The organism is Mycobacterium sp. NBC_00419 (genome assembly GCF_036023875.1).
In the GTDB taxonomy this organism is placed as follows: Bacteria; Actinomycetota; Actinomycetes; order Mycobacteriales; family Mycobacteriaceae; genus Mycobacterium.
Window position 1 is genome coordinate 1,414,542 of record NZ_CP107931.1, and the last position, 26,225, is coordinate 1,440,766.

Sequence of the window (26,225 nt, forward strand, 5' to 3'; positions counted from 1 at the left end):
TGTGGCGGAGCACACAATGACTGAATTCATGCGCAACACCGACGCGTTCACCTGGTCGATGGAGTCCGACCCGCGGCTGAGATCCACCGTGGTGACGGTGATACTCCTCGACCGGTCACCGGACTGGGATCTGGTCAGGGAGCGGTTCGACATCGTCAGCCGCAACCTGCCGATGTTCCGCCAGCGGGTGGTCGAGACCCTGCCGCCGGCGCCCCCGCGATGGGAATGGGCACCGGACTTCGATCTGGACTTCCACATGCGCCGGGTATCGGCGCCCCAGCCCGGCACCCTCGACGGCGTGCTGGAGATGGCGCGGCTGGCCGCGATGGACGACTTCGACCGGGCCCGGCCGATGTGGAAAGCCACCCTGATCGACGGGCTCGACGACGGCGGGGCGGCGGTGTTGTGCAAGTTCCACCACGCGCTGACCGACGGTGTCGGCGGCGTGCAGATCGCGATGACGCTGTTCGACCTGACCGAGGAACCGCGAACCATCGACTCGATACCCGACGAGCCCGTGTGGACCTCGCCGCAGCCGCTGGAGGGTTACCGCGACGCCGTGCGCTACGACGCCGGACTTCTCGGCAAGGCTGTCACCGAGACCGCCAAGACCGTTCCCCGCTTGGTGTTCAACACGATTAGGCGTCCGCTGCAGACCGCGACCGCGGCCGGCGAGCTGGCCGCATCGGTGTACCGCACCGTGCGCCCGGTGACCGAGACCGGCTCGGCGCTGATGAAGGACCGCACCCTGGTTCGTAAACTCGGCGTCCACGAGGTGTCGCTGCCGGGGCTACGCGAAGCCGCACACCGCAGCGGCGGCTCACTGAACGACGCGTTCCTGGCCGGGGTGGCCGGCGGGTTGCGCCGCTACCACGAGAAGCACGGCGTGCCGGTGGGCGAACTACACCTGACGATGCCGATCAGCCTGCGCACCGAGGACGACGGCATGGGCGGCAACCGAATCGGGTTGATGCGCTTCGATATTCCGGCGGGGGTGGCCGACCCGGCGCAGCGGATCAGCGAGATCCGGGAGCGCACCTCGAAGGTCCGCACCGAGAAGTCGTTGCCGTACACGCAGTTGATCGCCGGCGCCCTGAACCTGATGCCGCGCTGGTACATCGGCTCGGTGCTGCGACACGTCGACTTCCTGTGCAGCGACGTGCCGGGCGTTCCGGTGCAGGTGTACCTCGGCGGGGCCAAGGTGCGCATGCAGTATGCGTTCGGCCCGACCATCGGCTCGGCGGTCAACGTGACGCTGCTGACCTACGTCGACACCTGCTCGCTGGGCATCGACGTCGACACCGGCGCGATCCCGGACTTCGAGGAGTTCGCCGACTGCCTGGTTGCGGGCTTCGACGAGGTGCTGGCGCTGGCCGACTGACGCTCAGGCACTTGGCGGCTTCCCCTACTGCACGGCTACGCCGAGTTCCTCGGCGAACACCTTGATCATGTGCTGCACACCAATCTCGTTGCGGCCGATGATCATATGGTCGTGTTGGCCGTGGCGGACAGCTTCCCCGCACTGGGGCAGCATCGTAAAGTCTTCGTCACGCACCGCAGCGTGAACGCCCTCGTACACCTGGTCGTAGACCGCGCGCATCTCATCATTTGTCGCCGGTACTCGGCCCATCCAGCTGTGCCGTACGGTGCACCGAGTGGGCTCCCCGGCCGGCAGGATGTCGATGATCTCAACACCGATCGGACTGTTGGCCAGGATGAGGTTCGGGTAGATCCAGTAGATGACGCCCATGTTCTGATGCGGATCCCACGATCCCGACGGATCCTGGTCGAGGTTGGTGACCCAGTTGAATGGAAATCCGATGCGGTGGTGCTTTCCGAACTCGTCGTAGACACCCGTGTTCGGAAGCGTGTTCTGCCCGATCACGCTCTCGCCGTGGACAAAGGGGAAGTGGTAGCCCTCGGCGAAGGCCTCGAGCGCGCCCTTCCACGACACCTGGGACTCGAACTCCCTCTCCACGTGATAGCCGTATCCGCTGTAGTTCATCAATTCCAGATCGGGCCCGACAGCGCCGAGATGAGCGTCGAGGTCGATCGCAAGGCCAGCTGTGAGAACCGCCCAGATGAACCCATAGCGTTCCTCATTGGGTAGCTCAACGAGTCCATAGTCGCCCTTGTCCATCGAATCGAAGCCGGCCTTACCCGGGATGGTGAACAGTTCGCCGGTGTTCTTGTAGGTCCATGCGTGATAGGGGCATACGAACCGAGAAGCATTGCCTGTGCCGCAGGCCGGCATGGCACCGCGGTGCCGGCAGTAATTGAGGAAGACGTGGCTCTTACCGGTGCCGTCGCGGGTAACGAGAAGAGAGTCACCCAGAACGGACCGAACGGCGAAGTCATTGGCATTGGGCAGCTGCGCCGACGGCATCACGGCCAGTGGGACTCGCCGCAACACCTGGGACTCTTCGATTTCGGTGATCTTCGGATCGCGGTAGTAGTGCAGCGGCACCCGCAGCTCCCGATCTGCCATGTCGGTGGTCTTGTTGATCGCGTGACGCAACGCACGACGAGTCAGCTCGATGTCGTGATTGCTGACCGGATGATCTCCCGCAGCTGCCATGTCTACCCTTTCCGAGATTTACGGCTGGACCCTGACCATACATTAATGGCTAACTGTATGGTCCAATGCCGGAAACGTCGGGCTGCCCGCGGACCCACCTCGGGTTAACAGGTGACACGATGTGGTTATGCGACGGCACGGATGGGCGGGCGACGTACCCATCGACGACGAGGAGGCGGTGGGACGGATCATCAGTGCCGCGCGCTCCTCGATCGATGCGCGGGGCACCGTGAGCGTGTCCGAAGTGGCGGCGAAGTTGGGCGTGACCCGACAGACCGTTTACCGATACTTCCCCACCCAGGACGCCTTGCTGGCGGCGACAGCGCTATCGGCCGTCGGTGAATTCCTCGACCGGCTGGCAGACGAACTCGGCACGCTGAGTGACCCGACGACAGCCGTGATCGAGGGGATCGCCTACACACTCGAGCAGCTACCCCATGACCGGTACCTCGGATTGGTGATGCAACCAGGCAAAGCCAGCGCATTTGCCGCGGGCATCACATCCGACCTGTCGATCTCGTTCGGACGCTCCATCCTGGAACGCTTCGACGTCGATTGGGCCGCAACCGGTTTCACCGGACCACATCTCGACGAACTCGTCGAATTCATGCTCCGTACGTTCCAGTCCTTCATCTTGGACCCCATCGACGCGACCCGCCGCGGCGACGAGCTGCGCGCCTACCTTCGGCGTTGGATCGCACCGGCAGTCAACGAACGGTCAAGCAAGCCGATCCCGGCCGGGTAACCCGAGTCAGGCGCTCAGTTCGATGAGGTGCGCCTCCTGCACACCGAGATAGCGCGCCGGCATGCACGTCAGCACGATGACCTGCCCATGGTTGCCGACGGTGTCGAACACCGCGCCCATCTTCGTCAGCCGCTGCGGATCGGTGAAACCGAGTGCGTCGTCGATGATCACTGGCACGGTGTCCTCCTTGGCCACCAGCGCGGCTCCGGCCAGCCGGGCCAGGATGCCCAGCTGCTCCTTGGCGCCGCCGGACAGCGAGTCGTAGGGCACCGTGCAGCCGTCGAGCGTGCGGTTACAGATCCTCAGCGCGCTGTCGACCTCGACTTCGAATGTCGGGCCGAACACCGGCTTACCGAGCCGCTCGATCTCCTTGCGGAACGGTTCGACGTACCGCTGGCGGGTGTTGTCGCGGTGCCGCGTCATCACCGACCGCAACAGATGTGCCGACCGCGCCCGCCGCGAGACCCGGTCATGCTCGGCCCGGGCGTGCTGCAGCGCGGCCTGCGCGGCATCAAGGCTGCCCTGGCGGCCTTCGCTGCCGATGACGCCGAGTTCGACGGTGAGATCGTTGAGCGCGCGCTCGAGCTCGTCGGTGTCGCGCCGCAGTGCCGCGGCAGCACTGCTGGCCGCGGCCTGCTCGGCGGCAACAGTGGCCGGGTCGGCTGCCGCATAGCGTTCGGTCAGCTGCGCGGCCACCGCCTCCGCCGCCCGCTTGGCCTCGGCATCCGCGGCCGCCTGCGCGGCCACCTCGTCGTCTCCCGCCGCTGTCCGCAGTCCGACCAGCCGCTCCTGCAACGTGCCCAGCTCCGCGCTGGCGTCGGCGGCCTTTGCCGCGAGAACCGTTGTGGCAATGGCCTTCTTGACCCGCTGAGCCTCGGCTTCAGCGGCCACCCGGGCATCGGCACCTGCCTGCACCTTCACCGCCGCCAGGGCCTGCTCGGCGGCGGCAAGCGCGGCATGTGCGGTCTCGTGGTCGACCGCAACCGTCGGATCGAACCCGGCCCGCAAGTTAGCCAGCCGGGACCGCAGCTGCTCGAGGTCCTCCCCGCCGAGCAGAGCCGTCACCGTGGCCGAGGCCTGGTCGCGGCTGCTGATCAGGTCACGGCGGCGCCGGTCGATATCGCGGGCGCCGTCCAGATCGGTGGCACCGCCCTGCTGCAGGGCTTCGGTCAGGAGCCGTTGCGCGGCAACAACTTTCTCCTGGATTCCGGCGGTGGTGACACCCGGGTCGACCCGGATACTGAGCAGGCCGGGCAGCTCGACAGTGGTCGCGGCGGACACCGGCGGCGTCCAGCGCTGCCCCGCGGCGAGTCGCACCACCTCACCGTCGACCGTCAGTTCCACCTCGGCCGCCGCGGTGAACTCGACGGTGGTGGCGGTCGAGGCAAGCTGCGCCTCGCAGCGCTGCACCAGAGCCGCCGCCGACTCGATATCGGCCATCACCTCGGCGGTCAACGTGATGCCCGCGAGCTGCGTGTCGATCTGGCCGAGTTCGGCTTGCGCACTGTCGATCCGGGCGATCTGGGCTGCGAGCCGATCGGCCTGCTCACGGTTGGCCAGCGCGGCGACCGCCCGCTGCGCAGTCACCAGCGTGGCCTGTGCCGCGTCCACCTCGGCGGCCGAGCGCACCGCTGCCGCAGACGCGATCTCGGCGACCTCACGTGCCGTCGCCTCGGCGTCGAGCGCAGCGGCGACCTCGGTATCCAACTCCGCGATCCGCGTGGTGCGCGCCTCGACCTCGGTGTGCAACCGTGAGCGCTCAGCCTGCGCGGCAGCCGACGCCGCACTGGTGGCGGCCGCCGCCCTGGCGACCAGGGTGGCGTTGTCAAGTTGGGTTCGAAGTTCGGTCAGCGCCGCGGCCGCGGCTTCGGCGGCCGCGCAGCGCTGTGTGACGACGTCCCGCTGGCCCGACAGGGCCGCGAGCTGCTCCGCCAGCTCGGCGTGGCGGGCCACCCGCTCGTCGACCTCGGCCATCGCGGCCGCGCAGCGGGCCACCTCATCGTTGGCGGCCTTCAATTGGCCGATAGCAGAACCCCATTCACCGGTCGGCTTGCCCGTCGCGGTGAAGTAGCGGGCATACTCGGCGTCGATACGTTCGATGAGCAGCGAATCACCACCCGAGGTGTCGGGGGTCTCGGCGGCATCGCCGGCGGCCACGTCCAGCGCGCGCGACAGTGCGTCACACCCGGACAGATCCACCGCCGACGTCGAGCCGGCCTGCAACACCCGCTGGGCATGCCACAGTTCGGTGTCCACGGTCTCGGCCAGCATCGACCGCACCCGGTCGTGTGCCTCGTCGCCGGTGAGCTGTTCGCGGCGCGGCTCGAGGATGGTCAGCTCGGTCCTGGGCCGCTTGTGGAAGCACTTGGTGTAGACGAATCGGTAAGGGCCCGTGCTGATCTCGGCGGACACCTCGGAGCCGACGTCGGCGTGGGTGGGCTTGACCTGCTTGACGTCCTTCTTGGTCGAGCGGTCCTTGGACTCCAGCAGCAGATCGAGCGCCTCGATCATCGACGTCTTGCCGATCTCGTTGGCCCCGCAGACCACGACGACACCGTGGTCGGGAAAGTCGATCTCGCGGTAGGTGATTCCGCGGTAGTTGCTCAGGACAAGCCGGTGCAGTTTCATGCCGCACTCCCCCCGGCCAATCGCAGCAGCAGTCCGAGCGCGCCCTGGGCGTCCTGGGCCGCGTCCCCCGCATCGCTGCGGGCGGTGTCGAGGAGTTCGCCGAGAGCCGCGGCGGCGAACCCGCCGATGCCGAGGTCGTCGAACTCGCCGTCGGCCGGCATCACGGCGAGGTCGGTATGGCGGTCCCAGGTGCCCAGGTAGGCGAACAGCCGGGAGTACTTGTTCAGGCAGCCGTCCAGCGCCGCGCGGTCGCTGACTGTGAGCGTCCCGGTGAGCCCGAGTTGGACCACCGTGCGGTCCTTGTCGGCCATCAGGTCCAGATTGAGATCCAGGTCCGCGATGTCGCGGCTGTCGTTGACCTGTCGGTGCAGGGTCAGAAACCGCCAGCGTCCGACGTCGCGGGTCTGCACCGTCACGGGGTGGGCGGGGTCGTTCTCGTCGACGTCGACCACCAGCACGTGGCCCGGGTCGGATTCCACGTGGTCGTAGTTGGTGACCTCCGGCGATCCGGAGTACCAGACCCGCCCGCTGTCCCCGACGCAGGTGCGGGAGTGCTTGTCCCCCAACGCCGCATAGTGCACGGCGCCGCGCTCGATGGCGTCAGCCAGACCGGCCATCCGGATCAGCGACGGCCGGGTTGGGTCCGGGTCGAGGATGTCGACGCCGCCGTGGGCGACGACGACCCGGGTGGTTCCGTCGGCAGGCACGTCGGCCAGCACCGCGCCAACGAGGTCGGTGGTCGGCGACTTCGAGCGCCACGGCGCGACGACAAGTTGCACACCGGGGCGCACGTTCCAGAGCCCGGCCCGGTCGAGGACGATGACGTTGTCGGGGCACTCAGCGGTGAACAATGCACTGGTATAGACCGAGGACGCGTCCAGCGGATCGTGGTTGCCAGGCAGCAGGTACACCGGCACGCCGATGGCGCGCATGGCTTCCAGCGACTGGCTGATCACCTTCGGGGCGAGCTGGTTGTGCTCGAACACGTCCCCGGCGACGACGACGAACTCCACGTCGGCCTCCCGCGCCAGCGCGCCGAGGCCGGCCACCGCGTCACGCCGGGCAGCCGAATACCGCGGCTGTGCCTCCCCCTCCAGGAAGTGCCGCGTCATGCCGAGCTGCCAGTCGGCGGTGTGCAGGAAGCGCATGGCGGGCAGTGTATGGCGGGCCGCCGACAAGTCCGGGGACCTCGTCCGGCATGTGCGACGTAGGTTCTCCCACACCCCGCTAGCCTGTCTGCGTGAGCACCCGAACCCTGGTCGTCATGCGTCACGCCAAGTCGGATTACCCCACCGGCGTCGTCGACCATCAGCGGCCGCTGGCTCCGCGCGGCATCCGCGAGGCCGGCCTGGCAGGCGACTGGCTACGCGGCAATGTGCCCTCGATCGAGCGGGTGCTGTGCTCGTCGGCGACCAGGACCCGCCAGACCCTGGACCGCACCGGCATCATCGCACCCGTGGAGTACTCCGACCGGCTCTACGGCGCCACCCCGGGCACGATGATCGAGGAGATCAACGGCGTGCCCGACGAGGTGAACGCACTGCTGGTGGTCGGCCACGAACCGACGGTCTCGCAGGTCGCGCTCGGCCTGGCCGACCCGCAGGAGTCCGATCACGACGCCGCGGCGCAGATCTCGATGAAGTTCCCCACCTCGGGCATCGCGGTGCTGCGCGTGCCGGTCAGCTGGTCAGCGCTGGAACTCAGCGGCGCCGGGCTGATCGCGTTTCATGTTCCCAGGTGACTAGGAGTTCGTGGCGAGCGTCAACTCCATCAGCTTGATCGCCTGGCCGCACGCGTCGATACCGGGCGCCTGCGGGTTGACCCACCACCCGACCACACCGGCGGCGTCGCTGGCCACACCGCAGCCCCCGTTGGGGTCGCTGGTGCGCATCACGATCGACGGCACACCCGCGATCGCGCGGTTCTCGACCTGATACTTCAGGAATCCCGCGACCTGGCGCTCGTTGTCCAGACTGCCCTGCTCGTACCAGAACCGGGTGATGTCGACCAGGCCGGCCGGGTTGGCGGCCTGCCAGCGGCACACCGCGCCGACGAAGGTGCTCTGGATGTCCAGCGGGTCGGCGCCGACGGTCTTGGCCAGGATGTCGGTGGTCAGGACGTCGCATTCCTTGAGCAGGTTGGGGTACTGCTGCGCGGAGTTGTCGTTGCGGTCGACCGGGCCGGAACCAGACTTGGCCGCCGTGCCGTCGACCGTGCGGGCGCAACCGGTCACCACGGCCAGGGCCGAGAGCATCACCACCGCGGCGGCGACCGGACGGCGCCAGCCTGCCGCGCTCATTTGCCGTTCACAATCGTCTGCCGGGTCAGTTCCTTGGCGACGTCGCAGGCCGGCGGGAACGGCTTCTCGGCGAAGCTGACCGACCACTCGATGAAGTCGTCGTTGAACTGAATGCCGATCTCGCACAGGTTGTCCCCCAGAGTCGGATCAGTGCCGACCGCGATGAACCCGCCGTGGCCCTCGATGTTGATGTCCTCGACGCTGGTGCGCGATAACTCCTCGGTCTTGCGTTCGCGCCCGATCGGGCTGCCGCGGTACCAGGTGAAGGAGAAGTGTGGGCCGAGAATGCCGCCACCGGCCAGCCACTGGCAGCCGACCGAGTTCTTCGCGGTGTTGACCAGGCCGGTGACCCGAGTCTGCTCGGCGATGGTCTGATCGGTGATGCCACCGCACTCGGGGAACATCGGGCCGTGCTTGGCGTTGGCCGGCGACGGAGCCGACGGCGCCGACGATTGCGGCCCGGGTCCACTGGAGTCCGAGGAGCATCCGCTCATCGCGGCTGCCGCGACGGCCAGCGCCGCTACGGCCAGTTTGCGCGCCGCTGTCATGCGCACCTGCTGCGTGTCACAGCATGCACTGTAGCGGGCAGCCCTGCGCGCAACCACCGACAGGCCGCTTGACCTGCCGGTTTATCGCCGCGTCGGGCGTTGCGGGCTGACACGGTCCTGACGACGCCGCCGGGCCGGTATGCGACAGTAACGAGATGCTCCTGGCGCTGCTGAGACAGTATGTCCGGCCGTACCGGTGGCTGGTCGCGGCCGTCATGACGCTGCAGATCATCAGCACGCTGGCCTCGCTGTATCTGCCGACGATCAACGCCGCAATCATCGACGACGGAGTGACCAAGGGCGACACCGCCCTGATCACCCGGCTGGGCCTGCTGATGCTGGCGGTGACCGGACTGCAGGGAGTGTGCGCGGTCGGCGCGGTGTACTTCGGGTCGCGCACCGGGATGGGCTTCGGGCGTGACCTGCGCTCGGCGATGTTCCATCACGTCACCACGTTCTCCGAACGCGAGACGTCCCGCTTCGGCGCGGCCACGCTGCTGACCCGCACCACCAACGACGTCCAGCAGATCCAGGTGCTCGTCCAGATGACCGCCACGGTGCTGGTGACCGCGCCGATCATGTGCGTGGGCGGCATCTTCATGGCGATTCACCAGGATGCCGGGCTGTCCTGGCTGCTGCTGGTCAGCGTGCCGGTGCTGGCCGTGTCGAACTACTGGGTGGTCTCGCGGATGCTGCCGATCTTCCGCAGCATGCAGCGCCTGATCGACGGCATCAACCGGGTGATGCGCGAACAGCTCTCCGGCATCCGGGTGATCCGGGCCTTCGCCCGTGAGCCCTTCGAGCGGGAGCGCTTCGCACAGGCCAATGCCGCGGTCTCCGACACCGCACTGGCCGCCGGGCGCTGGCAGGCGCTGATGCTTCCGCTGACCACGCTGACGATCAACATCTCCAGCGTCGCGCTGATCTGGTTCGGCGGCCTGCGCATCGACGCCGGACAGATGCAGGTCGGCTCACTGATCGCGTTCCTGTCCTATTTCATGCAGATCCTGATGGCCGTACTGATGGCGACCCTGCTGCTGCTGATCCTGCCCCGCGCCTCGGTCTGCGCCGAGCGGATCACCGAGGTGCTGGGCACCGAGGCGGCGATCACCAACCCGCTCCTCGCGATTCATCCCAGCGGCGGCATCCGCGGTGAGGTGATCCTCGACGGCGCGACGTTCAGTTATCCGGGCGCTGAACGCCCTGTGCTGGAGGATGTTTCGCTGACCGCACGCGCCGGGACGACGACGGCGATCGTGGGGTGCACCGGCTCGGGCAAGTCGACGCTGATCGCCCTGATCTGCCGGCTGTACGACGTGACCGGCGGCGCGGTCACCGTCGACGGCATCGACGTGCGCGACTATGACACCGAGGAACTCTGGTCGGCAGTGGGGCTGGTGCCGCAGCGCGGCTATCTGTTCTCCGGCACGGTCGCCGACAACCTGCAGATGGGCGCGCCCCCAGGACATGTGGCGAGCGAGGACGAGATGTGGGCGGCGCTGCGTGTGGCGGCCGCCGACGATTTCGTGGCCGCCAACCCCGACGGTCTGGGCATGCGGGTGGCCCAGGGCGGCATCAACTTCTCCGGCGGGCAGCGTCAGCGGCTGGCGATCGCGCGTGCGGTGATCCGCAGACCCGCCATCTACCTGTTCGACGACGCCTTCTCGGCCCTGGACGTGCACACCGACGCCAGGGTGCGCGCCGCGCTGCAGGAGGTGTCGGCCGGATCGACGGTGATCATTGTCTCGCAACGGATTTCGACAGTGATGCACGCCGATCACATTGTCGTGGTCGACGGTGGCCGGGTGGTCGGCGCAGGCACCCACGACGTTCTGCTGGCCGACTGCCCGACCTACGCCGAGTTCGTCGACTCCCAGTCGCTGGGGGCCGGCGTCGGGGGCGGCTCGTGACGGGGCCCGGCATGCGCGGCGGCGGAATGCGCATGCTCAATCAGGACCCCCGCCAGGCCCGGTCCCGGGACTTCAAGGGCTCGGCGCGGCGCCTGCTCGGGCGGCTGACGCCACAGCGCTGGCCCGCGGTGGCCGTCATCGTGCTCACGGTCGGGGGCATCGCGCTCGGGGTGGCCGGTCCGCGGATCCTCGGGCACGCCACCGATCTGTTGTTCAACGGGGTGATCGGCCGGCAGTTGCCTGCCGGCATCACCAAGGAGCAAGCCATCGCCGCGGCCCGGGCCCGCGGCGACGACACCTTCGCCGATCTATTGTCGGGGACGAATGTGGTGCCGGGCCAGGGTGTGGACTTCGCCGCGGTCGGCCGAACGCTGCTGCTGGCGCTGGCGCTGTATGCCGTCGCCGCACTGTTCATCTGGGTGCAGGCCCGGCTGCTCAATGTGATCGTGCAGCGCACGGTGCGGGCGCTGCGTGCCGATGTGGAAGCCAAGGTCCACCGGTTGCCGTTGTCCTACTTCGACTCCCGGCAGCGCGGCGAGCTGCTGAGCCGGGTGACCAATGACGTGGACAACATTCAGCAGTCGGTGTCGATGACCATCAGCCAGCTGGTCACCTCGGTACTGACGGTGTTCGCGGTCCTGGCCATGATGCTGACCATCTCGCCGCTGCTGACGCTCATCACAGTGACGACGGTTCCGTTGTCGCTGTGGGTAACTCGTGCGATCGCCCGCCGGTCGCAGCGGATGTTCATCGCCCAATGGACCAACACCGGCCGGCTCAACGCCCACATCGAGGAGACCTACAGCGGCTTCACCGTGGTCAAGACGTTCGGGCATCGCGCTGCCGCACAGGAGAAGTTCCGCGAGTGCAACGACGACGTCTACGACGCCAGCTTCGGCGCCCAGTTCTTCTCCGGGCTGGTCTCACCGGCGACGACGTTCGTGGGCAACCTCAGTTACGTCGCCGTCGCGGTGGTGGGCGGCTATCAGGTGGCGACCGGCCAGATAACGCTGGGCAGCATCCAGGCGTTCATCCAGTACGTCCGCCAGTTCAACCAGCCGCTCACCCAGGTCGCCGGGATGTACAACACCCTGCAATCTGGGGTTGCCAGTGCCGAGCGGGTCTTCGACTTCCTCGACGAACCCGAGGAAACCCCCGATGCGGCAAGGACATTGCCACGGACCGTCGGCGCACCCGCCGGACGGGTGGAGTTCGAGCATGTCTGGTTCGGCTACCGCGACGACACCCCGGTGATCGAGGACCTGTCGCTGGTCGCCGAGCCGGGCAGCACCGTGGCCATCGTCGGGCCCACCGGGGCGGGCAAGACCACCCTGGTGAACCTGTTGATGCGTTTCTACGACGTCGACTCGGGGCGGATCCTGGTCGACGGTGTCGACATCACCGCCGTGAGCCGGGATTCGCTGCGCTCCCGCATTGGGATGGTGTTGCAGGACACCTGGTTGTTCGGTGGCACCATCGCCGAGAACATCGCCTACGGCAGGCCGGACGCCGGCGAGGACGAGGTCATCGAGGCGGCCCGCGCGGCCTACGTCGACCGCTTCGTCCGGACCCTGCCGGACGGCTACCAGACCCGGGTCAGCGACGACGGCGGCAACATCAGCGCCGGCGAGAAGCAGCTAATCACGATCGCCAGGGCATTCCTGGCCCGCCCGCAGCTGCTGATCCTGGACGAGGCGACCAGTTCAGTGGACACCCGTACTGAGCTCTTGGTGCAGCGGGCAATGACCGAACTGCGCAGGGAAAGAACAAGTTTCATCATCGCCCACCGGCTCTCGACGATTCGCGATGCCGACATGATCCTGGTGATGCAGGCCGGCCGGATCGTCGAGAGCGGCACCCACGCCGAGCTGCTGGCCCGGCGGGGCGCCTACTACGCGATGACGCGGGCCTAACCGACGCCTTCGAGGATGTCGGTCTCGGTTCGGCCGATGCGATCGACGACCTCCGGGCGAGTGCGCTTGATGTGACCAAACCACACCAGCGCGAGCGCCACCGTCGCCAGGAACAGGTACGGAAGCACGTTGAGCGGGAAGGCGGGAACCGGGTAGACGTTGGCGAAGAAGGTGTAGGCCATCGCCACGACGGCTACCACCGCCGCGGTCCACACCATGCGGTTGGGGATGCCCGCGCGCTTGGTGTAGGCCACACAGGCGATGGCGACCAAGGCGTAGGCCACCATGTAGCCGTAGGTTCCGTAGGTGTCCACCCAGACCACGATGTTCATCGGCGCGACGCCGGCAGCGAGCAAGATGATGTCCAGCACGATGGCGGACGGTCCGGCGATCAGCAGGACCCGATGCGGGGTCAGATGTCCCTCGTGGGTGCGGCCGAACCGCTCGGCGACCACGCCCTCCTTGCCCATCACGTAGACGATCCTGCCCACCACGTTGAGCGGCGCGACCACCACGGCGAAGAAGGACGCACCGACGCCGAAGGTCAGAATGGGCGTGAACCACGCTGGCATGCCGATCTTGACGGCGATGTCCTGCAAGGGACTTGCGCTGGTGGCCAGCCCGTCATGCAGCAGCGCGATCTGGGTGTAGGCGGCGAAGACGTAGAGCACGCCGACGACGATGGCGCTCCAGATGATGGCGCGGGGAATGGCGGTGTACGGATTGCGGGCCTCGCGGCCCAGCGCGTCGGCCGAGGAGAACCCGACGAAGCCGAGGATGCCCAGCACCATGCCGACCGCGACGCCCTGCACCGGAACACCGGTGAGTGAGAACTGCGCGGGATCCCACGCCGCCGGACCCGCCCACACCAGGGCCAACACGAGAAGGATGGTGATGATCGTGACCGAGATCAGCTCCAGCACAAGCGAAACCCGCGCGGACAGCCTGATTCCCCGGATGGTGAACAGAGTGGCCAAGCCGCCCAACACGATCGCGAGTGCGATGTGCCAGCCCAGCCCCTGGGCCGGCAACCCGATCAACGTCAGGAAGTCACTGGCGTAGGACACCGCTCCACCGAGTGAGCCTGCGGCGATCCCCCAGCAGCCGATCAGCAGCGATACTCCGGCCAGGTAGGCGCCGAACGGTCCTAGCCCCTTGGCGACATAGGTGTACAGGGATCCGGCCGAGGCATTACGTCGGGCGAAGACCACCACGCAGTAGCCGACGGCCAAGATCACCACCGTGGCCAGCGCAAAGGACAGCACGGTGCCGTTACCGGCGCTGAGGTAGATCGCTGCGGCGGTGAAGGCGATGACCGCGCTCGGCGCGATGTTCGCAATCGCCTGTGCGGCCAGTTCGGGACCTGACATCACCCCCCGGCGCAGTCCGGCATCGGTCGGTGTCACAGTAGTATTCGACATGGTGAGGCTCCAAATACGTTCGGGTTCAGACTGATTCAGGGGATGAGCAGGGTGCGGAGCGCCTCACCGGAGGCCAGGTCGTCGAAGGCCTCGGCCGCCTCGGCCAACGGACGCCGGGCCCAGACCAGAGGATCGAGTTTGAGCTGACCGTCCATGTACCGGTCCACCAGTGCCGGGATGTCGATCGACGGGCGTACGGACCCGTAATTCGAGCCGAGGATGCGCTGGTCCGCCTCGGCAAGTACCAGGGGCTCGAACGACGCCCTCGCGCCGGTCGGCGGCAGACCGACGATCACCGCGGCGCCGCCGAGCCCGAGCATCCGGATGGCCTGCTCGGTGGTCGAGGTGTTGCCGAAAGCGTCGAAGGCGTAGTCGACTCCGTCGGGCACCAGGGCCAGGAGTTGCTCCACGGCGTCACCGCGCGAGGCGTCGATGCGGTCGGTGGCGCCGAACTGCATGGCGAGCTGGGTCTTGTCGGTCATCACGTCGATCGCGACGATCCGTTCGGCCCCTGCGAGTTTTGCGCCCTGAACCACGTTGAGTCCCACACCGCCACAGCCGATCACCGCCACGGTGGCCCCCGGCTCCACCGCGGCGGTGTTCAGCACCGCACCGACTCCGGTTGCGACCGCGCACCCCACGACCGCGATTACGTCCAGTGGCGCGTCATCACGAACCTTGACCGCACCGGAGGCAGGAACGACGACTTCTTCGGCGAACGACGAGACTCCCAGGTAGTGGTGCAGGTGCTCGCCCTCGCGGGACAGTCGCGACGTGCCGTCGAAGAGAACCCCTTTGGGGGCGACGACGGTTGCGACTTTCTGGCACCGCGCCTCGTGCCCGGAGCGGCAATAGCGGCACTCACCGCATGGCGGCACCCATGAGAGCACCACATGGTCGCCGACTGCCAGCGAGGTGACGCCCTCCCCCAGCTCGACGACGATCCCCGAGCCTTCGTGGCCCATCACCAGCGGAGCCGGGGCATCCCACTCCCCGCGTTTGACGTGCAGATCGGAGTGGCAGACCCCCGCCGCGGCGATCTTGACGCGAACCTCACCGGCTTTGGGCCCGGCGAGTTCCACGTCGAGGTGCTCGATGGGCGTGTTCTGGTCCCGAAAGACAATGGCTTTCACTTCAGATTCCTCGCGGCAGACGGCGTAGCTCGAACGCACCGAATGCTAAGGAGCCATTAGCCGATTCGTCACTGTGAAAATATGTGGATTCGAGATCCGGATTCACCACTTCGTACACTCAGGCAATGGCGTATGACGTGCGGACCGTCGCGGCCTCTCTCGGATCCGAACTGGCTCTCGGTGACGTCGACGCCGGCGCGACAGTCAACGATGTGATCCCGCTGGACAAGCTGGTGGTGGCCAGCCAGCCCGGCTTCGCCAGCACCGTCGTCGGCAGCCCCGACGCCTTTGCCGCAGCACTGGCCGACGATGCCCCCGCATCGCACCTGGCAACCTGCATTGCGGTAGTCGCGGGCGCCCCTGCCGGGCCCGGGCTGAAAGCGCGTCTGGCCGACAACGGCATCACCACGATTTACGCACCGGACCACACCGTCGAGCTCGCCCTTCTCACCGTCGCGGCCCGGATCGCCGCCGACCAGGCCGCCGAAGACCGGCGTGTCACGACCGGGACCAAAGTGCTCACCCAGGTCGCTCGCCGCGGCGGCGTGGTGGCAGTGGTGGCCGAGATGGCACACCGAATCGATGGCTGGGCTGTGCTACTCGATGCGCGCGGCGAGGTCATCACGACTGCGGGCGCGGGCAGTCTGCATGTGCGCGACGCCGTTGCTGTTGCGCTCCGCCGTCCGGTCCGGGTACGGCACACCGGCCTGCAGGTCCATCCGGTCGGGCAAGGCGAAGACATCAGCGCCTACCTGGTGATCGGTGCGCGCGGACCGACCAGCCGCAGTCGAGACCTGGCCTCGCAGGCGGCGGCACTGCTGGATCTTCTGTTGCGCACCGCCGACAATCCAGCTACCGAGCGCCTTGGCAGGGAGGTGATGCTGACGACGTTGCTACGCGGTGGACAGGCAGCATCGGCGCTGCTGCGACGCTGGGGCGTTCACGAGACATCGCTGACAGCGTTTGCGGTGGCATCGCGGTCACGAACCATCGATCCCGAGGCGCTCTCGATCCGCTGGCTCGACGATCTGGGAGCCGCTCACGTGCTCGCGAAGCTGGACGCCCACGTGCTGGGGTTCATTCGGGACGATCGTGCGCAGGATCTGGCCGGGATCGTGCAACAACTGAGCACCGACAGTCGGATGCCCCTTCGCCTCGGTCTGGGCTCTCCGGCCAAAACTCAGCTGCTGGCGCGTTCAGCCGCTGAAGCCACGAAGGCACTGGACGTCGCGGTGGTCGACGCGCGGCCCGTGGTTTGGTACCGGTCGTTGGCGACGGTGAGCTACGTGCTCGACCATCTCGACGACGGCTCGACAGCTCGCATCGCCGCCGTCCTCGACCCTCTTCGAGACGAGGAAGGCCGCCACGGCGAGCTACTGCGAACGCTCGAGATCTATCTGGCCGAGCACGGCGTCTGGGGAACGACGGCCACACGGTTGGGCGTGCACCGCCAGACCCTCGCCAGTCGAATCCATCGCATCGAGGAACTCACCGACCTGTCCATGGCGAATCCCGACGACCGCACGACAGCATGGCTGGCGATTCGCGCGCTGCAGAGCACCAGCGCCCAGGCTTAGAGCCCGGGGCCCTCGGCGCGTAGCTCGTCGACCTCGGACATCGCCGAGCGCAGTTTGGTCAGCCACTCCTCGGCGTGCTCACCGACCAGCCGCACACTCCATGCCAGTGCATCCGAACGTGAGCGTGCCACGCCGGCGTCGACGAGGGTGTCGAGCACCTGGCGCTCCGGCTGCTTGAGCCGGGTCATCACCGGAACGGCGATGTGGGTGAACAGGATTCGCTCGCTACCTGCCTCAACACCCCAGGACACCTTGCGGCCGTACTTGTCCTGAGCCTCCTCGGCGATCCGCATGCGTTCGGCGCGGGTGTCTTCGCGGAAGCGCGACGCCCGGCCCGACGCGCGGGCCTCGGATTCGGGTGCGTCGGCGGGCTCGGGCAGCCGGCCGACGACGGTGATCTCTTCGCGGTCGACGACCACGGTGGGGTCGCCGGCGAACCAGCCGTCGGGCAGTCGCCCGGCGAACCATTCGGCGGCATCGGTGGCGTCGGGTTGATCAGCCTGCTGCCAGCCACCGGGGCGGCCGGGACGGCGGTGTGTGTGTTGATGCTTCATGAATTACATGATTACAGTGTTGCATCGGCCGCGCCACTGTTTCACTGCCAGCGAACTGCTCGCCCACGCTCGGCGGAGTTAGAGGTCAGCGCGCCGGGCGCGGAACAGCTTGACCTCGTCCTTGATGCCTTTGAGGCGACGGGCCTTGGCGAATGACCAGGTGAACGCGGTGTCGTCATCGATCTGCTCACGGGCCGCCTCGGCGAGCAGTACCGACCCCGGCCGGGCCGCCGAGGTCACCCGGCTGGCCAGGTTCACCGGACTGCCGAACCAGTCGCCGGCCCGGCTCACCGCCGGCCCGTAGGCGATCCCCACCCGGAGCTGCGGCAGATCCTCGTCGGCCTCGATGGCGTCGCTGAGACTTAGCATGGCGTGCAGCAGTGCCGTCGCATCCTTGGACACCAGCATCACCGCGTCACCAATGGTCTTGATGAACCGCACCGGCGGGATCGCCACATCCCGGGCCGCGTCGGCGAGTTTGTTGGCCAGTTGTTCGAGTTCCTCGGGCGGCACGGTCTCGCCGAGGCGGGTGAAGCCGACCAGATCGCCGAAGGCCACCGCCACCAGCCGCGCACCCGGCAGCGGCGCACCGGCCGCCCGCTCGTTGGCGTTGACGGCCTCGGTCTCCAGCGCGTGACGCAGTTGCAGCATCAGCATGTCCTGGATCATCGGGCCCAGCAGCGGCGCCATCTCCCCCACCAGCGCCTGCGCCGAGCGGGCGATCTCCAGCTCACTGGCGCCGGGATGCATGACTGCGGCCAGCGCCGTGGTGCGCATGACCTCTGCGGCATGCGAAAGCCCATCGGCCAGAACACGAACCACCGTCAACATCAGATCCGGATCGATGCCGCCGTCGATGAACTTCTTGATGTGCACCGCGGTGGCGCCGTCGAGCCGCATGAACACCGCGGCGTCGGGGTCTTCGACATACGGCAGTCCACTGGCCCGCTGGAAGCGGGTGAGCACATCCACGTCCAGCCCGGTCTGCTCGGCGATCTCGCGGGCCGACACATAGGTCCCGTCGTCGCCGAGTGCGCGCCGCGCCGTCAGCAGCATCGGAGCGAACGACGCCCGGATCTCCTCGACGGTGATGCCCTGCTCAAGCAGCCACGGGATCAGTTCGGCGCGTTCGGCGCGGACCTCGTCGGTCAAGCCGTCAAGCAGACCGGACGCTTCGATGTCGCCGTCGTCACTCACCGGTCCAACGTATACGGTCGGAGGCGATGTCAACATCGCCGCTACTGGTGGGACTGGCACCCATCGCCGACACCCACGCCCGCGTGCTGGTGCTCGGCAACATGCCCAGTGCGATGTCGCTGGCTGCGGGGCAGTACTACGGCAACCCACGAAATGTGTTCTGGCCCATCGCCGCCGAGCTGTTCGGCTTCGCCGCCGAGGATCCCTACGACCAGCGCACAGCGGCCCTGCGCCGCAACGCAATCGCGGTGTGGGATGTCCTCAAGCACTGCCGCCGCGTCGGCAGCCTGGATTCGGCCGTGGAGCCGGACAGCATGGTGGCCAACGACTTTGCCGCCTTCTTCGCCGCCCACCCCGGTATCGAGCGGGTGTACTTCAACGGTGCTGCCGCCGAACGCAACTTCGCCAGGCTGGTGAGCGTCGCGCCCGACGTCGACTACGTGCGGCTGCCGTCGACGAGCCCCGCGCACACCATGCGCTACGCCGACAAACTCAGCGCGTGGCGGGTGATCGCCGCGTCATGACACCGGCGGTCGCCGGTTGGCCCAGGGCCGGGCCTTCTCGATCTGACGGCTCAGCGACAGCAGCGTGGCCTCGTCGGACGGGCGGCCGACCAGCTGTACCGACACCGGAATGCCTTCGCCGTCAAGGCCCCACGGGACGACGGCGGCGGGCTGGCCGGTGGCGTTGAAGATCGCATGGAAGGGCACCCGGGACGCCACGAGTGCGAGCGTGCTGACCCCACCGCGGTGCTGGTATTGCCCGATGCGCGACGGGCCGGTAGCGGTGCCCGGGGTGATGAGCACGTCGACGTCGTCGAAGATCGAGCCCACCCGGGCTGCCAACGTCGTTTCGGCGGCGCGGATCTTCGCAATCTGCTGATCCGAGACCAGTCCGCCGAGGCGGGCCAGAGCCCTGGTCCGCGGCTCGAGGCGTTCCGGATGCGGCAAGTGCTGCACGTCGTCGTAGATGCCGCGCCACATCCGGGGCAGCACGTGGCCGTACACCGCCCAGGCCGGGTAGTCCGGGTCGCGCCAGATGACCTCGTGGCCCAAATCGCGCAGTAGCGCCTCGGCACCGTCGAGCGCCTTCTGCTGTGCGCGTCCCACCCGGCCCACCAACGACGGTGGGATCTTGGCGCTCAACGCGATTCGCAGTTTCTTCGGTTTGCGCGCCACCGCGGCCACGAAACCGCCACGAGGGGCGCGCTGGGTGTTGGTCACGTCGAGGAACAGCGCGGCGTCCTCGACGGTACGGGTGATCGGCCCGTTCACGCTCAGCCCCTGCCAGGCGTCGGTGTGCGGGTCGATCGGGACGCGGTCGCGCTGTGGTTTGAGCCCGAACAGCCCGCACCATGTCGACGGGATGCGGATCGACCCGGCGCCGTCTGAACCCAGCGCCATCGGTGCCAGCCCGGCGGCCACCGCGGCGCCGCTGCCGCCGCTGCTGCCGCCCGGCGCGCGGGCCAGGTCCCACGGGTTGTGGGTGGCGCCGAAGGCGACCGTCTCGGTGAACGGCCACAACATCATCTCGGGCACGGCCGTCTTGCCCAGGATCACCGCGCCCGCCTCGCGCAGCCGCCGCACCACCTCGGCGTCCTGGGTCGGCGGCAGGCCGTGGGCGCTGCTGCCGTAACAGGTGAACTCGTCGGCGACGTCGACGTCGTCCTTGATCGCGATCGGCACGCCGAGCAGAGGTAACTGCTCCCCGGCGTCGAGGCGCTGCTGGGCGGCCGCGGCCTCCTTGCGGGCGCGATCGGCGAGCACCACCCGGTAGGCGCGGACCTCCCGGTCGACGCGGGCGATCCGGTCGAGGTAGAGGTCCAGCAGCGCAGGGGCCGTGATCGTGCCGGCGACCAGCATGCGGGCCTGCTCGGCGGCGCCGGCGAACGCGATGTCGGTGAGGTCCACGCCCCGGAGCGTATCGCCGTAACGGTTTGGGTCTCGACCGACACTGCCCTTCTAATGCCGAAACCGTCGCTGATGACATGCTCAGCGCTCGTAGAGCTGCTGAGCGACTACTACTCGGGCTCGCTGGACGCCGCGACCGCCGCCCGGGTACGCCTGCATCTGCTCATCTGCCGGGGCTGTCGCGGCTACCTCGCCCAACTGCGGACCACGGTGGCGACGGTGGGCCGGATCCGCGACGACGACCTGGACCCGGAGTTCCGCAGTCTGCTGGTGGAAGCCTTCCGCGACTGGCGGTGATCCGGCCACCCGCTACGGTGGCGGGATGTCATGTGTGTTCTGCGAGATCGTCGCCGGCACCGCGCCGGCCATCCGCGTCTACGAGGACAACGACCATCTGGGCTTCCTGGACATCCGCCCGTTCACCCGCGGCCACACGCTGGTGGTGCCCAAACGGCACAGCGTCGACCTGACCGACACCCCCGCCGAGACACTGGCCGGTTTGTTGGCGGTGGGCCAGCGCATCGCCCAGGCGACGCGGGTGTCGGGTCTCGGCGCGACCGGCAACAACATCGCCATCAACGACGGCAAGTCCGCGATGCAGACGGTGTTCCACATCCACCTGCACGTGATTCCGCGGCGCGACGGAGACAAGCTGGCCTTCGCCAAGGGCATGCTGCTACGCCGCGACCCCGATCGCGAGACCACCGGCCGAATCCTGCGTCAAGCTCTGGAGTTGATCCCATGACATCAGCGATGGACACGTTCATGCTGAAATTCCTCAAGGTGCACGACGGGCTCTATAAGCGCAGTGGCGGGTGGATCGGACACCGCCTGCCCTTCGCGCCGCGGATGCTGCTGTTGCACACCGTGGGCGCGAAAACCGGCGCAGCGCGGGCGAATTCACTGGCCTACTACCGCGACGGCGCGGACTATCTGATCGTCGCCTCCAACGGCGGCGGCCCGCGCAGCCCGGGCTGGTATCACAATCTGCGGGCGAACCCGCGCGTCGAGATCAACCTCGGGCCGCGCCGGGTGGCCGTCACCGCGCAGGTGGTGCTGCCCGAGGATCCGGACTATCCGCGGCTGTGGAAGATCTGCGACGACGAGAACGGCGGACGCTACAGCGACTATCAGAAGCTGACGACGCGACCCATCCCGGTCGTGCGGCTGACGCCCTAGCTGGTCCCTGCCGGAGGCGGCATGGTTTGTGCCCGCCTCCGAGCGACTCGCGTGCCGCCCACCCGAATAGTCGCTCAGAGGCGGGCACACATCGATGGGGTTAGAACAGCTCCTTGGCGAGCAACTCCAGCGTCACCTCACGGGCCGGCGCCGTGCCCGGGTCGGTGCCGCGATGCGCCGAGGCGACCGGGTTGACCATCACCTCGTCGACGTCGAACTCCGCGGCCACCGCGCGTATCTGATCGGCCGCCTCGGCCGGTGAGCCGACGACGGCCTTGGCACGCCCGGCGGCGATGACGGCCTCGGCCTGTGGGTGCATCGACACCGTCGCGGCGTCTTCGACCAGAGCCAGCGCACCGAGTGGCTGTCCGGTGCGCAGCCGCGCCATCATCTGCAGGTTCGGCAACAGCAGCGCATCGGCCTCCTCGCGCGTCGGCGCGACCACCGCGTTGACCGTCATGAACGTCACCGGCTCGGCCGCCGTGGCCGACGGCCGGAACTCGCTGCGGTAGATCGCCAGCGCCTCGGCGGTGCCGGCGCCCGAGAAGTGGTGGGCGAACACGTACGGCAACCCCTTGGCCGCCGCCAGCCGAGCCGAGTACATCGACGAGCCGAGCAGCCACAGCTGTGGCTCGCTGCGCGCGCTCGGGGTGGCCTTGAGGATGTAGTCCTGGCCGCGGATCGGTATCCGAACCCCGGCCGCGGTCATCAGGGCGGCGACCTCGTCGACGTACTGCGGGAAGTTCTCGACGTCCGAATCGTCGCGGGTGCCACGCAGCATGATCGAGGTCACCGGGTCACTGCCCGGCGCCCGGCCCAGGCCCAGGTCGATACGGCCCGGCGCGGCTGCCTCCAGCAGCGCGAACTGCTCGGCAACCGCCAGCGGCGCGTGGTTGGGCAGCATCACCCCACCGGAGCCCAGCCGCACCTGCGTGGTCTGCGCGGCCAGGTAGGCGATTAGCACCGGCGGGCTGGTGGCCGCGACCGCGGGCATGTTGTGATGCTCGGCCAGCCAGTAGCGGTTAAAGCCGAGCCGGTCGGCGGTCTGTGCCAGCCGCACCGTGGCGGCCAGGGCATCAGTGGTGCTCTGGTCGGTGCGAACGGGAACGAGGTCGAGTACAGAAAGCCGCATAAGTTCCTCAACGCCTCTCGTGGCGAGGTGCTTCCCCACCGGGTAAACCCGCTCTGCTGCGGGCGTCGGTGAACACGTCGTCGAGCATCGCCGGTGTGAGCCGACCGGTGAACATGTTCTGCTGGCTGGGGTGGTAGCACCCGATCAACTGCAGGCCCGACGTCAGTTCCGCAACGACGCCGTGGCCGAACTTCGGCTTGGCCGGGCCGGGCAGGTCGTCGGCCAGCAGTCGCAGCGCCGCCTGCCAGGCGAACCCACCGAGAGCGACGACGACACGCACCGACGGTGCGATCAGTCGCCACTCGGCGGTCAGCCACGGCTCGCACGTCGAGCGCTCCTGCGGGCTGGGCGCATTACCCGGCGGTGCGCAGCGCACCGCCGCAAGAATCCGAATGTCCTTGGTGCCCAACTCATCTGCGGCGTCGACACTGATCGGTGAGTTCACCAGCCCGGCCCGGTGCAGCGCGGCGAACAGCTGATCTCCCGAGCGGTCGCCGGTGAACACCCGGCCGGTGCGGTTACCGCCGTGGGCCGCGGGCGCCAGACCGAGCACCACGATCCGCGGCGTCGTCGACCCCCACCCGATGATCGGCCGCCCCCAGTACGGTTCCAGCGCGAACGAGCGTCGCTTGGCCACCGCTACGTCCTCGCGCCAGGACACCAGGCGCGGGCAGGCCCGGCAGACACTGACCAGCGCATCGAGTTCGGCGACCTCATCCACGCCGGCGGCCAGAGCAGCTACCCGCCGCGGGGTCGTCGCCACCGGCGTTTCGGGGACCGCCGGGTCTCCTGGCCAGCCCGACCCGGGCGGGACCGGGGATTCGAACGGCACTCCGGTGCGGGGATGAGCGTGCGCGGCCACCTGTCTACTGTGCCCGCTTAAGCTTCGCCGGTGAGCACCAAGCGCATCCCCGCGCTGTTGATCCTGTCCTCGGCCTTCCTGGCCGCGGGCGCCAACGGCATCTCGATGGTGGCGTTTCCGTGGCTGGTGCTGCAGCGGACCGGCAGCGCGGTCGACGCGTCGATCGTCGCCGGGGCAGCGACCCTGCCACTGCTGTTCGCCACCCTGATCGCCGGGACGGCCGTGGACTTCATCGGCCGCCGACGCGTCGCGATGCTGGCGGACGCGCTGTCGGCGGCCTCGGTCGCCGCCATCCCGGTGCTGGCCATCAGTTTGGGAATCGGGTCGCTGACCACGGTCGTGCTCGCTGGGCTGGCCGCGCTGGGCTCGCTGTTCGACCCGGCCGGGATGACGGCGCGGCAGTCGATGCTGCCCGAGGCCGCCGAGCGCGCCGGGTGGACGCTGGACCACACCAACAGCGTCTACGAGGCGGTGTTCAACCTGGCCTACATCACCGGCCCGGGTGTCGGCGGCCTGCTGATCGCCACCCTGGGCGGGGTCAACACGATGTGGGTCACCGCGGCGGCATTCGCGCTGTCGATCCTGGCGATGGCCGTGCTGCGGCTCCAGGGAGCGGGCCGGCCCACCCGTGACGAGCGGCCCGACGGGGTGGTGTCCGGGGTGGTCGAGGGGCTGAAGTTCGTCTGGCACAACCGGGTGCTGCGCACGCTTGGCCTCATCGACCTGGCGGTGACCGGGATGTACCTGCCGATGGAAAGCGTGCTCTTCCCCAAGTACTTCACCGACCGCAACGAGCCGGCGCAGCTGGGCTGGGTGCTGATGGCGCTGTCCATCGGCGGTCTGATCGGCGCGCTGAGCTGGACGGTGCTGTCGCGGGTGGCCAGCAAGCGCACCACGGTGCTGATCGCGGTGCTGACGTTCGGGGTGGCGGTCCTGGTGATCGCGTTCCTGCCGCCACTGCCGGTGATCTTGTCCTTCGCGGCGCTGACCGGCCTGGTGTACGGGCCGATCGGGCCGATCTATAACTCGGTGATGCAGACCCGGGCACCCGCGCACATGCGCGGGCGGGTGGTCGGGGTGATGACGTCGATGGCCTATGCCGCCGGCCCGCTGGGCTTCATGCTGGCCGGACCACTGGTCGACGCGTTCGGCCTGAAGGTGACCTTCCTGGTGCTCGCGGTGCCGATCCTGCTCATCGGACTGGCCTGCCCGTGGGTGCCTGCACTGCGCGAACTCGACGACGAACCGGCCGAACCTAGGATGGCCTGATGGCCGTGAGCCCACTGGCGGATCTGGCCGCCGAACTCCCCGACGGTGTGGTCGTCACCGACCCCGACATCCTGGCGTCCTACCGTCACGACCGCGCTGCGGATCCGTCGGCCGGGACCCCGCTGGCCGTCGTCCGGCCCACCCGCACCGAGGAAGTCCAGACGGTGCTGCGCTGGGCCAGCACCCACCGGATCGCCGTGGTGCCGCGCGGCGCGGGCACCGGGCTGTCCGGTGGCGCCACCGCGCTCGACGGCGGCATCGTGCTGTCCACGGAGAAGATGCGCGACATCACCGTCGACCCGGTGACGCGGACCGCGGTGGTTCAGCCCGGCCTGCTCAACGCCGAGGTGAAGAAGGCCGTCGCCGAGCACGGGCTGTGGTACCCGCCCGATCCGTCGTCGTATGAGATCTGCAGCATCGGCGGCAACATCGCCACCAACGCCGGTGGCCTGTGCTGCGTGAAGTACGGCGTCACAACCGATTACGTGCTGGGTATGCAGGTGGTTCTGGCCGACGGCACCGCGGTGCGCCTCGGCGGGCCCCGGCTCAAGGATGTGGCGGGGTTGTCGCTGACCAAGTTGTTCGTCGGCAGCGAGGGCACTCTGGGTGTGGTCACCGAGGTCACCTTGCGACTGCTACCGCCGCAGAATCCGGCGTGCACCGTGGTGGCGACGTTCGACTCGGTGGAGGCCGCCGCCGACGCCGTCGTGACGATCACCGGCAAGATCCGGCCCTCGATGCTGGAGTTCATGGACTCGGTGGCCATCAATGCCGTCGAGGACAAACTTCGCATGGGCCTGGACCGCTCGGCCGCGGCGATGATGGTGGCCGCCTCCGACGACCGCGGCCCCGCCGGCGTCGAGGACGCCGAATACATGGCCCGGGTGTTCACCGAAGCCGGTGCCACCGAATGCTTTTCGACATCCGACCCGGCCGAGGGTGAGGCGTTCGTCGCCGCCCGCCGCTTCGCCATTCCCGCGGTGGAGGCCAAGGGTCCGCTGCTGCTCGAAGATGTCGGTGTGCCATTGCCCGCACTGGCCGAACTCGTCAGCGGGGTGGCCAAGATCGCGGCCGACCGCGACCTGACAATCTCGGTGATCGCCCACGCCGGCGACGGCAACACCCACCCGCTGATCGTCTACAACCCCAGTGACGCCGAGATGACAGAGCGCGCGCACCTCGCCTTCGGCGAGATCATGGATCTGGCCGTCTCGCTGGGCGGCACGATCACCGGCGAGCACGGCGTGGGTCGGCTGAAAAAGCCTTGGCTGGCAGGCCAACTCGGCCCCGAAGCGATGGAGCTGAACCGCCGGATCAAGGCCGCGCTGGACCCGCAGAACATTCTGAACCCGGGCGCGGTGGTCTGACCG

At 68.3% G+C, this 26,225-nt stretch carries 24 protein-coding genes; 12 read left to right on the forward strand and 12 right to left on the reverse strand.

The features are described from left to right. The first annotated feature begins 16 nt into the window (after positions 1-16). Positions 17-1,381 (forward strand): wax ester/triacylglycerol synthase domain-containing protein, encoded by a 1,365-nt coding sequence (locus tag OG976_RS06425; protein WP_328359440.1) that lies wholly within the window; start codon positions 17-19, stop codon positions 1,379-1,381. Positions 1,382-1,405: 24 nt separating this feature from the next. Here the strand turns inward: OG976_RS06425 and OG976_RS06430 are convergent, their stop codons facing one another. Continuing rightward, positions 1,406-2,578 (reverse strand): aromatic ring-hydroxylating oxygenase subunit alpha, encoded by a 1,173-nt coding sequence (locus OG976_RS06430; protein ID WP_328359443.1) that lies wholly within the window; start codon positions 2,576-2,578, stop codon positions 1,406-1,408. A gap of 127 nt (positions 2,579-2,705) precedes the next feature. Between OG976_RS06430 and OG976_RS06435 the strand changes: the two genes are divergently transcribed. Then, a complete protein-coding gene (locus OG976_RS06435; protein ID WP_328359446.1) occupies positions 2,706-3,323 on the forward strand; it encodes a TetR/AcrR family transcriptional regulator in 618 nt (205 codons plus the stop codon). A 6-nt stretch (positions 3,324-3,329) separates the two neighbouring features. On the opposite strand, the gene OG976_RS06440 is transcribed toward OG976_RS06435, so the two are convergent. Together OG976_RS06440 and OG976_RS06445 are read right to left on the reverse strand one after the other, a co-directional pair. Further along, complete coding sequence (locus OG976_RS06440; protein ID WP_328359449.1) at positions 3,330-5,951, reverse strand: AAA family ATPase; 2,622 nt, start codon at positions 5,949-5,951, stop codon at positions 3,330-3,332. Next, positions 5,948-7,099: a metallophosphoesterase family protein gene (locus OG976_RS06445; protein ID WP_328359452.1), complete on the reverse strand. Its 1,152-nt coding sequence runs from the start codon at positions 7,097-7,099 to the stop codon at positions 5,948-5,950. Before OG976_RS06445 ends, OG976_RS06440 begins: the two co-directional genes overlap by 4 nt. 116 nt (positions 7,100-7,215) lie before the next feature. Here OG976_RS06445 and OG976_RS06450 point away from each other — a divergent pair, with 116 nt between their 5' ends. Then, complete coding sequence (locus OG976_RS06450; RefSeq protein WP_328363231.1) at positions 7,216-7,692, forward strand: SixA phosphatase family protein; 477 nt, start codon at positions 7,216-7,218, stop codon at positions 7,690-7,692. On the opposite strand, the gene OG976_RS06455 is transcribed toward OG976_RS06450, so the two are convergent. Then, positions 7,693-8,205, reverse strand: a complete 513-nt coding sequence (locus OG976_RS06455; protein ID WP_328363234.1) for a DUF3558 domain-containing protein — start codon at positions 8,203-8,205, stop codon at positions 7,693-7,695. A 41-nt stretch (positions 8,206-8,246) separates the two neighbouring features. Further along, complete coding sequence (locus OG976_RS06460; protein WP_328359455.1) at positions 8,247-8,798, reverse strand: DUF3558 domain-containing protein; 552 nt, start codon at positions 8,796-8,798, stop codon at positions 8,247-8,249. Between the two features lie 155 nt (positions 8,799-8,953). On the opposite strand from OG976_RS06460, the gene OG976_RS06465 reads away from it, so the two are divergent. Next, entirely contained in the window at positions 8,954-10,708 is a 1,755-nt protein-coding gene (locus tag OG976_RS06465; RefSeq protein WP_328359458.1) for an ABC transporter ATP-binding protein, read from the forward strand. A gap of 11 nt (positions 10,709-10,719) precedes the next feature. After that, positions 10,720-12,621, forward strand: coding sequence for an ABC transporter ATP-binding protein (locus OG976_RS06470; RefSeq protein ID WP_328363236.1), 1,902 nt, complete (start codon positions 10,720-10,722; stop codon positions 12,619-12,621). On the opposite strand, the gene OG976_RS06475 is transcribed toward OG976_RS06470, so the two are convergent. Together OG976_RS06475 and OG976_RS06480 are read right to left on the reverse strand one after the other, a co-directional pair. Next, complete coding sequence (locus OG976_RS06475; RefSeq protein WP_328359461.1) at positions 12,618-14,027, reverse strand: APC family permease; 1,410 nt, start codon at positions 14,025-14,027, stop codon at positions 12,618-12,620. The genes OG976_RS06470 and OG976_RS06475 overlap by 4 nt on opposite strands. Before the next feature lie 50 nt (positions 14,028-14,077). Beyond that, positions 14,078-15,175, reverse strand: coding sequence for a Zn-dependent alcohol dehydrogenase (locus OG976_RS06480; protein WP_328359464.1), 1,098 nt, complete (start codon positions 15,173-15,175; stop codon positions 14,078-14,080). A gap of 125 nt (positions 15,176-15,300) precedes the next feature. Between OG976_RS06480 and OG976_RS06485 the strand changes: the two genes are divergently transcribed. Next, a complete protein-coding gene (locus OG976_RS06485; protein WP_328359467.1) occupies positions 15,301-16,752 on the forward strand; it encodes a PucR family transcriptional regulator in 1,452 nt (483 codons plus the stop codon). Here the strand turns inward: OG976_RS06485 and OG976_RS06490 are convergent. Together OG976_RS06490 and OG976_RS06495 are read right to left on the reverse strand one after the other, a co-directional pair. Further along, positions 16,749-17,306, reverse strand: coding sequence for a hypothetical protein (locus tag OG976_RS06490; protein ID WP_328359470.1), 558 nt, complete (start codon positions 17,304-17,306; stop codon positions 16,749-16,751). The two genes, OG976_RS06485 and OG976_RS06490, sit on opposite strands and share 4 nt — an antisense overlap. 78 nt (positions 17,307-17,384) lie before the next feature. Further along, on the reverse strand, positions 17,385-18,539 hold the full coding sequence (locus tag OG976_RS06495) for an adenylate/guanylate cyclase domain-containing protein (RefSeq protein ID WP_442930438.1): 1,155 nt from the start codon (positions 18,537-18,539) through the stop codon (positions 17,385-17,387). Here OG976_RS06495 and OG976_RS06500 point away from each other — a divergent pair. Continuing rightward, entirely contained in the window at positions 18,530-19,027 is a 498-nt protein-coding gene (locus OG976_RS06500) for a DNA-deoxyinosine glycosylase (RefSeq protein ID WP_328359475.1), read from the forward strand. The genes OG976_RS06495 and OG976_RS06500 overlap by 10 nt on opposite strands. On the opposite strand, the gene OG976_RS06505 is transcribed toward OG976_RS06500, so the two are convergent. Beyond that, the gene (locus OG976_RS06505) at positions 19,022-20,413 is read right to left on the reverse strand and encodes an amidase (RefSeq protein ID WP_328359478.1); all 1,392 of its coding nucleotides are present in this window, start codon (positions 20,411-20,413) and stop codon (positions 19,022-19,024) included. The two genes, OG976_RS06500 and OG976_RS06505, sit on opposite strands and share 6 nt — an antisense overlap. A 54-nt stretch (positions 20,414-20,467) precedes the next feature. Between OG976_RS06505 and OG976_RS06510 the strand changes: the two genes are divergently transcribed. The 3 genes from OG976_RS06510 to OG976_RS06520 are packed head-to-tail and all read left to right on the forward strand — an operon-like array spanning position 20,468 to position 21,592. Further along, positions 20,468-20,710, forward strand: coding sequence for an anti-sigma factor family protein (locus OG976_RS06510; protein WP_328359481.1), 243 nt, complete (start codon positions 20,468-20,470; stop codon positions 20,708-20,710). A 25-nt stretch (positions 20,711-20,735) separates the two neighbouring features. Beyond that, positions 20,736-21,158 carry an HIT family protein gene (locus OG976_RS06515; protein ID WP_328359484.1) on the forward strand — a complete coding sequence of 141 codons (423 nt, stop codon included), beginning with the start codon at positions 20,736-20,738 and terminating at the stop codon, positions 21,156-21,158. Continuing rightward, positions 21,155-21,592: a nitroreductase family deazaflavin-dependent oxidoreductase gene (locus OG976_RS06520; RefSeq protein ID WP_328359487.1), complete on the forward strand. Its 438-nt coding sequence runs from the start codon at positions 21,155-21,157 to the stop codon at positions 21,590-21,592. Before OG976_RS06515 ends, OG976_RS06520 begins: the two co-directional genes overlap by 4 nt. Before the next feature lie 100 nt (positions 21,593-21,692). Here the strand turns inward: OG976_RS06520 and OG976_RS06525 are convergent, their stop codons facing one another. Both OG976_RS06525 and OG976_RS06530 read right to left on the reverse strand, forming a co-directional pair. Further along, entirely contained in the window at positions 21,693-22,724 is a 1,032-nt protein-coding gene (locus OG976_RS06525) for an LLM class flavin-dependent oxidoreductase (RefSeq protein ID WP_328359490.1), read from the reverse strand. 7 nt (positions 22,725-22,731) lie between these two features. Further along, positions 22,732-23,586 (reverse strand): uracil-DNA glycosylase, encoded by an 855-nt coding sequence (locus OG976_RS06530; RefSeq protein ID WP_328359493.1) that lies wholly within the window; start codon positions 23,584-23,586, stop codon positions 22,732-22,734. Positions 23,587-23,616: 30 nt separating this feature from the next. On the opposite strand from OG976_RS06530, the gene OG976_RS06535 reads away from it, so the two are divergent. Then, positions 23,617-24,855, forward strand: coding sequence for an MFS transporter (locus tag OG976_RS06535; RefSeq protein ID WP_328359496.1), 1,239 nt, complete (start codon positions 23,617-23,619; stop codon positions 24,853-24,855). After that, entirely contained in the window at positions 24,855-26,222 is a 1,368-nt protein-coding gene (locus tag OG976_RS06540; RefSeq protein ID WP_328359499.1) for an FAD-binding oxidoreductase, read from the forward strand. Before OG976_RS06535 ends, OG976_RS06540 begins: the two co-directional genes overlap by 1 nt. Positions 26,223-26,225: the final 3 nt, after the last annotated feature.

Excerpts from the sequence above, each read along its gene's own strand:
- OG976_RS06425 (WP_328359440.1), top strand. The coding sequence starts at position 17 with ATGACTGAATTCATGCGCAACACCGACGCGTTCACCTGGTCGATGGAG.
- OG976_RS06430 (WP_328359443.1), bottom strand. The coding sequence starts at position 2,578 with ATGGCAGCTGCGGGAGATCATCCGGTCAGCAATCACGACATCGAGCTG.
- OG976_RS06435 (WP_328359446.1), top strand. The coding sequence starts at position 2,706 with ATGCGACGGCACGGATGGGCGGGCGACGTACCCATCGACGACGAGGAG.
- OG976_RS06440 (WP_328359449.1), bottom strand. The coding sequence starts at position 5,951 with ATGAAACTGCACCGGCTTGTCCTGAGCAACTACCGCGGAATCACCTAC.
- OG976_RS06445 (WP_328359452.1), bottom strand. The coding sequence starts at position 7,099 with ATGCGCTTCCTGCACACCGCCGACTGGCAGCTCGGCATGACGCGGCAC.
- OG976_RS06450 (WP_328363231.1), top strand. The coding sequence starts at position 7,216 with ATGCGTCACGCCAAGTCGGATTACCCCACCGGCGTCGTCGACCATCAG.
- OG976_RS06455 (WP_328363234.1), bottom strand. The coding sequence starts at position 8,205 with ATGCTCTCGGCCCTGGCCGTGGTGACCGGTTGCGCCCGCACGGTCGAC.
- OG976_RS06460 (WP_328359455.1), bottom strand. The coding sequence starts at position 8,798 with ATGACAGCGGCGCGCAAACTGGCCGTAGCGGCGCTGGCCGTCGCGGCA.
- OG976_RS06465 (WP_328359458.1), top strand. The coding sequence starts at position 8,954 with ATGCTCCTGGCGCTGCTGAGACAGTATGTCCGGCCGTACCGGTGGCTG.
- OG976_RS06470 (WP_328363236.1), top strand. The coding sequence starts at position 10,720 with ATGCGCGGCGGCGGAATGCGCATGCTCAATCAGGACCCCCGCCAGGCC.
- OG976_RS06485 (WP_328359467.1), top strand. The coding sequence starts at position 15,301 with ATGGCGTATGACGTGCGGACCGTCGCGGCCTCTCTCGGATCCGAACTG.
- OG976_RS06490 (WP_328359470.1), bottom strand. The coding sequence starts at position 17,306 with ATGAAGCATCAACACACACACCGCCGTCCCGGCCGCCCCGGTGGCTGG.
- OG976_RS06500 (WP_328359475.1), top strand. The coding sequence starts at position 18,530 with ATGTCAACATCGCCGCTACTGGTGGGACTGGCACCCATCGCCGACACC.
- OG976_RS06495 (WP_442930438.1), bottom strand. The coding sequence starts at position 18,539 with ATGTTGACATCGCCTCCGACCGTATACGTTGGACCGGTGAGTGACGAC.
- OG976_RS06510 (WP_328359481.1), top strand. The coding sequence starts at position 20,468 with ATGCCGAAACCGTCGCTGATGACATGCTCAGCGCTCGTAGAGCTGCTG.
- OG976_RS06515 (WP_328359484.1), top strand. The coding sequence starts at position 20,736 with ATGTCATGTGTGTTCTGCGAGATCGTCGCCGGCACCGCGCCGGCCATC.
- OG976_RS06520 (WP_328359487.1), top strand. The coding sequence starts at position 21,155 with ATGACATCAGCGATGGACACGTTCATGCTGAAATTCCTCAAGGTGCAC.
- OG976_RS06525 (WP_328359490.1), bottom strand. The coding sequence starts at position 22,724 with ATGCGGCTTTCTGTACTCGACCTCGTTCCCGTTCGCACCGACCAGAGC.
- OG976_RS06540 (WP_328359499.1), top strand. The coding sequence starts at position 24,855 with ATGGCCGTGAGCCCACTGGCGGATCTGGCCGCCGAACTCCCCGACGGT.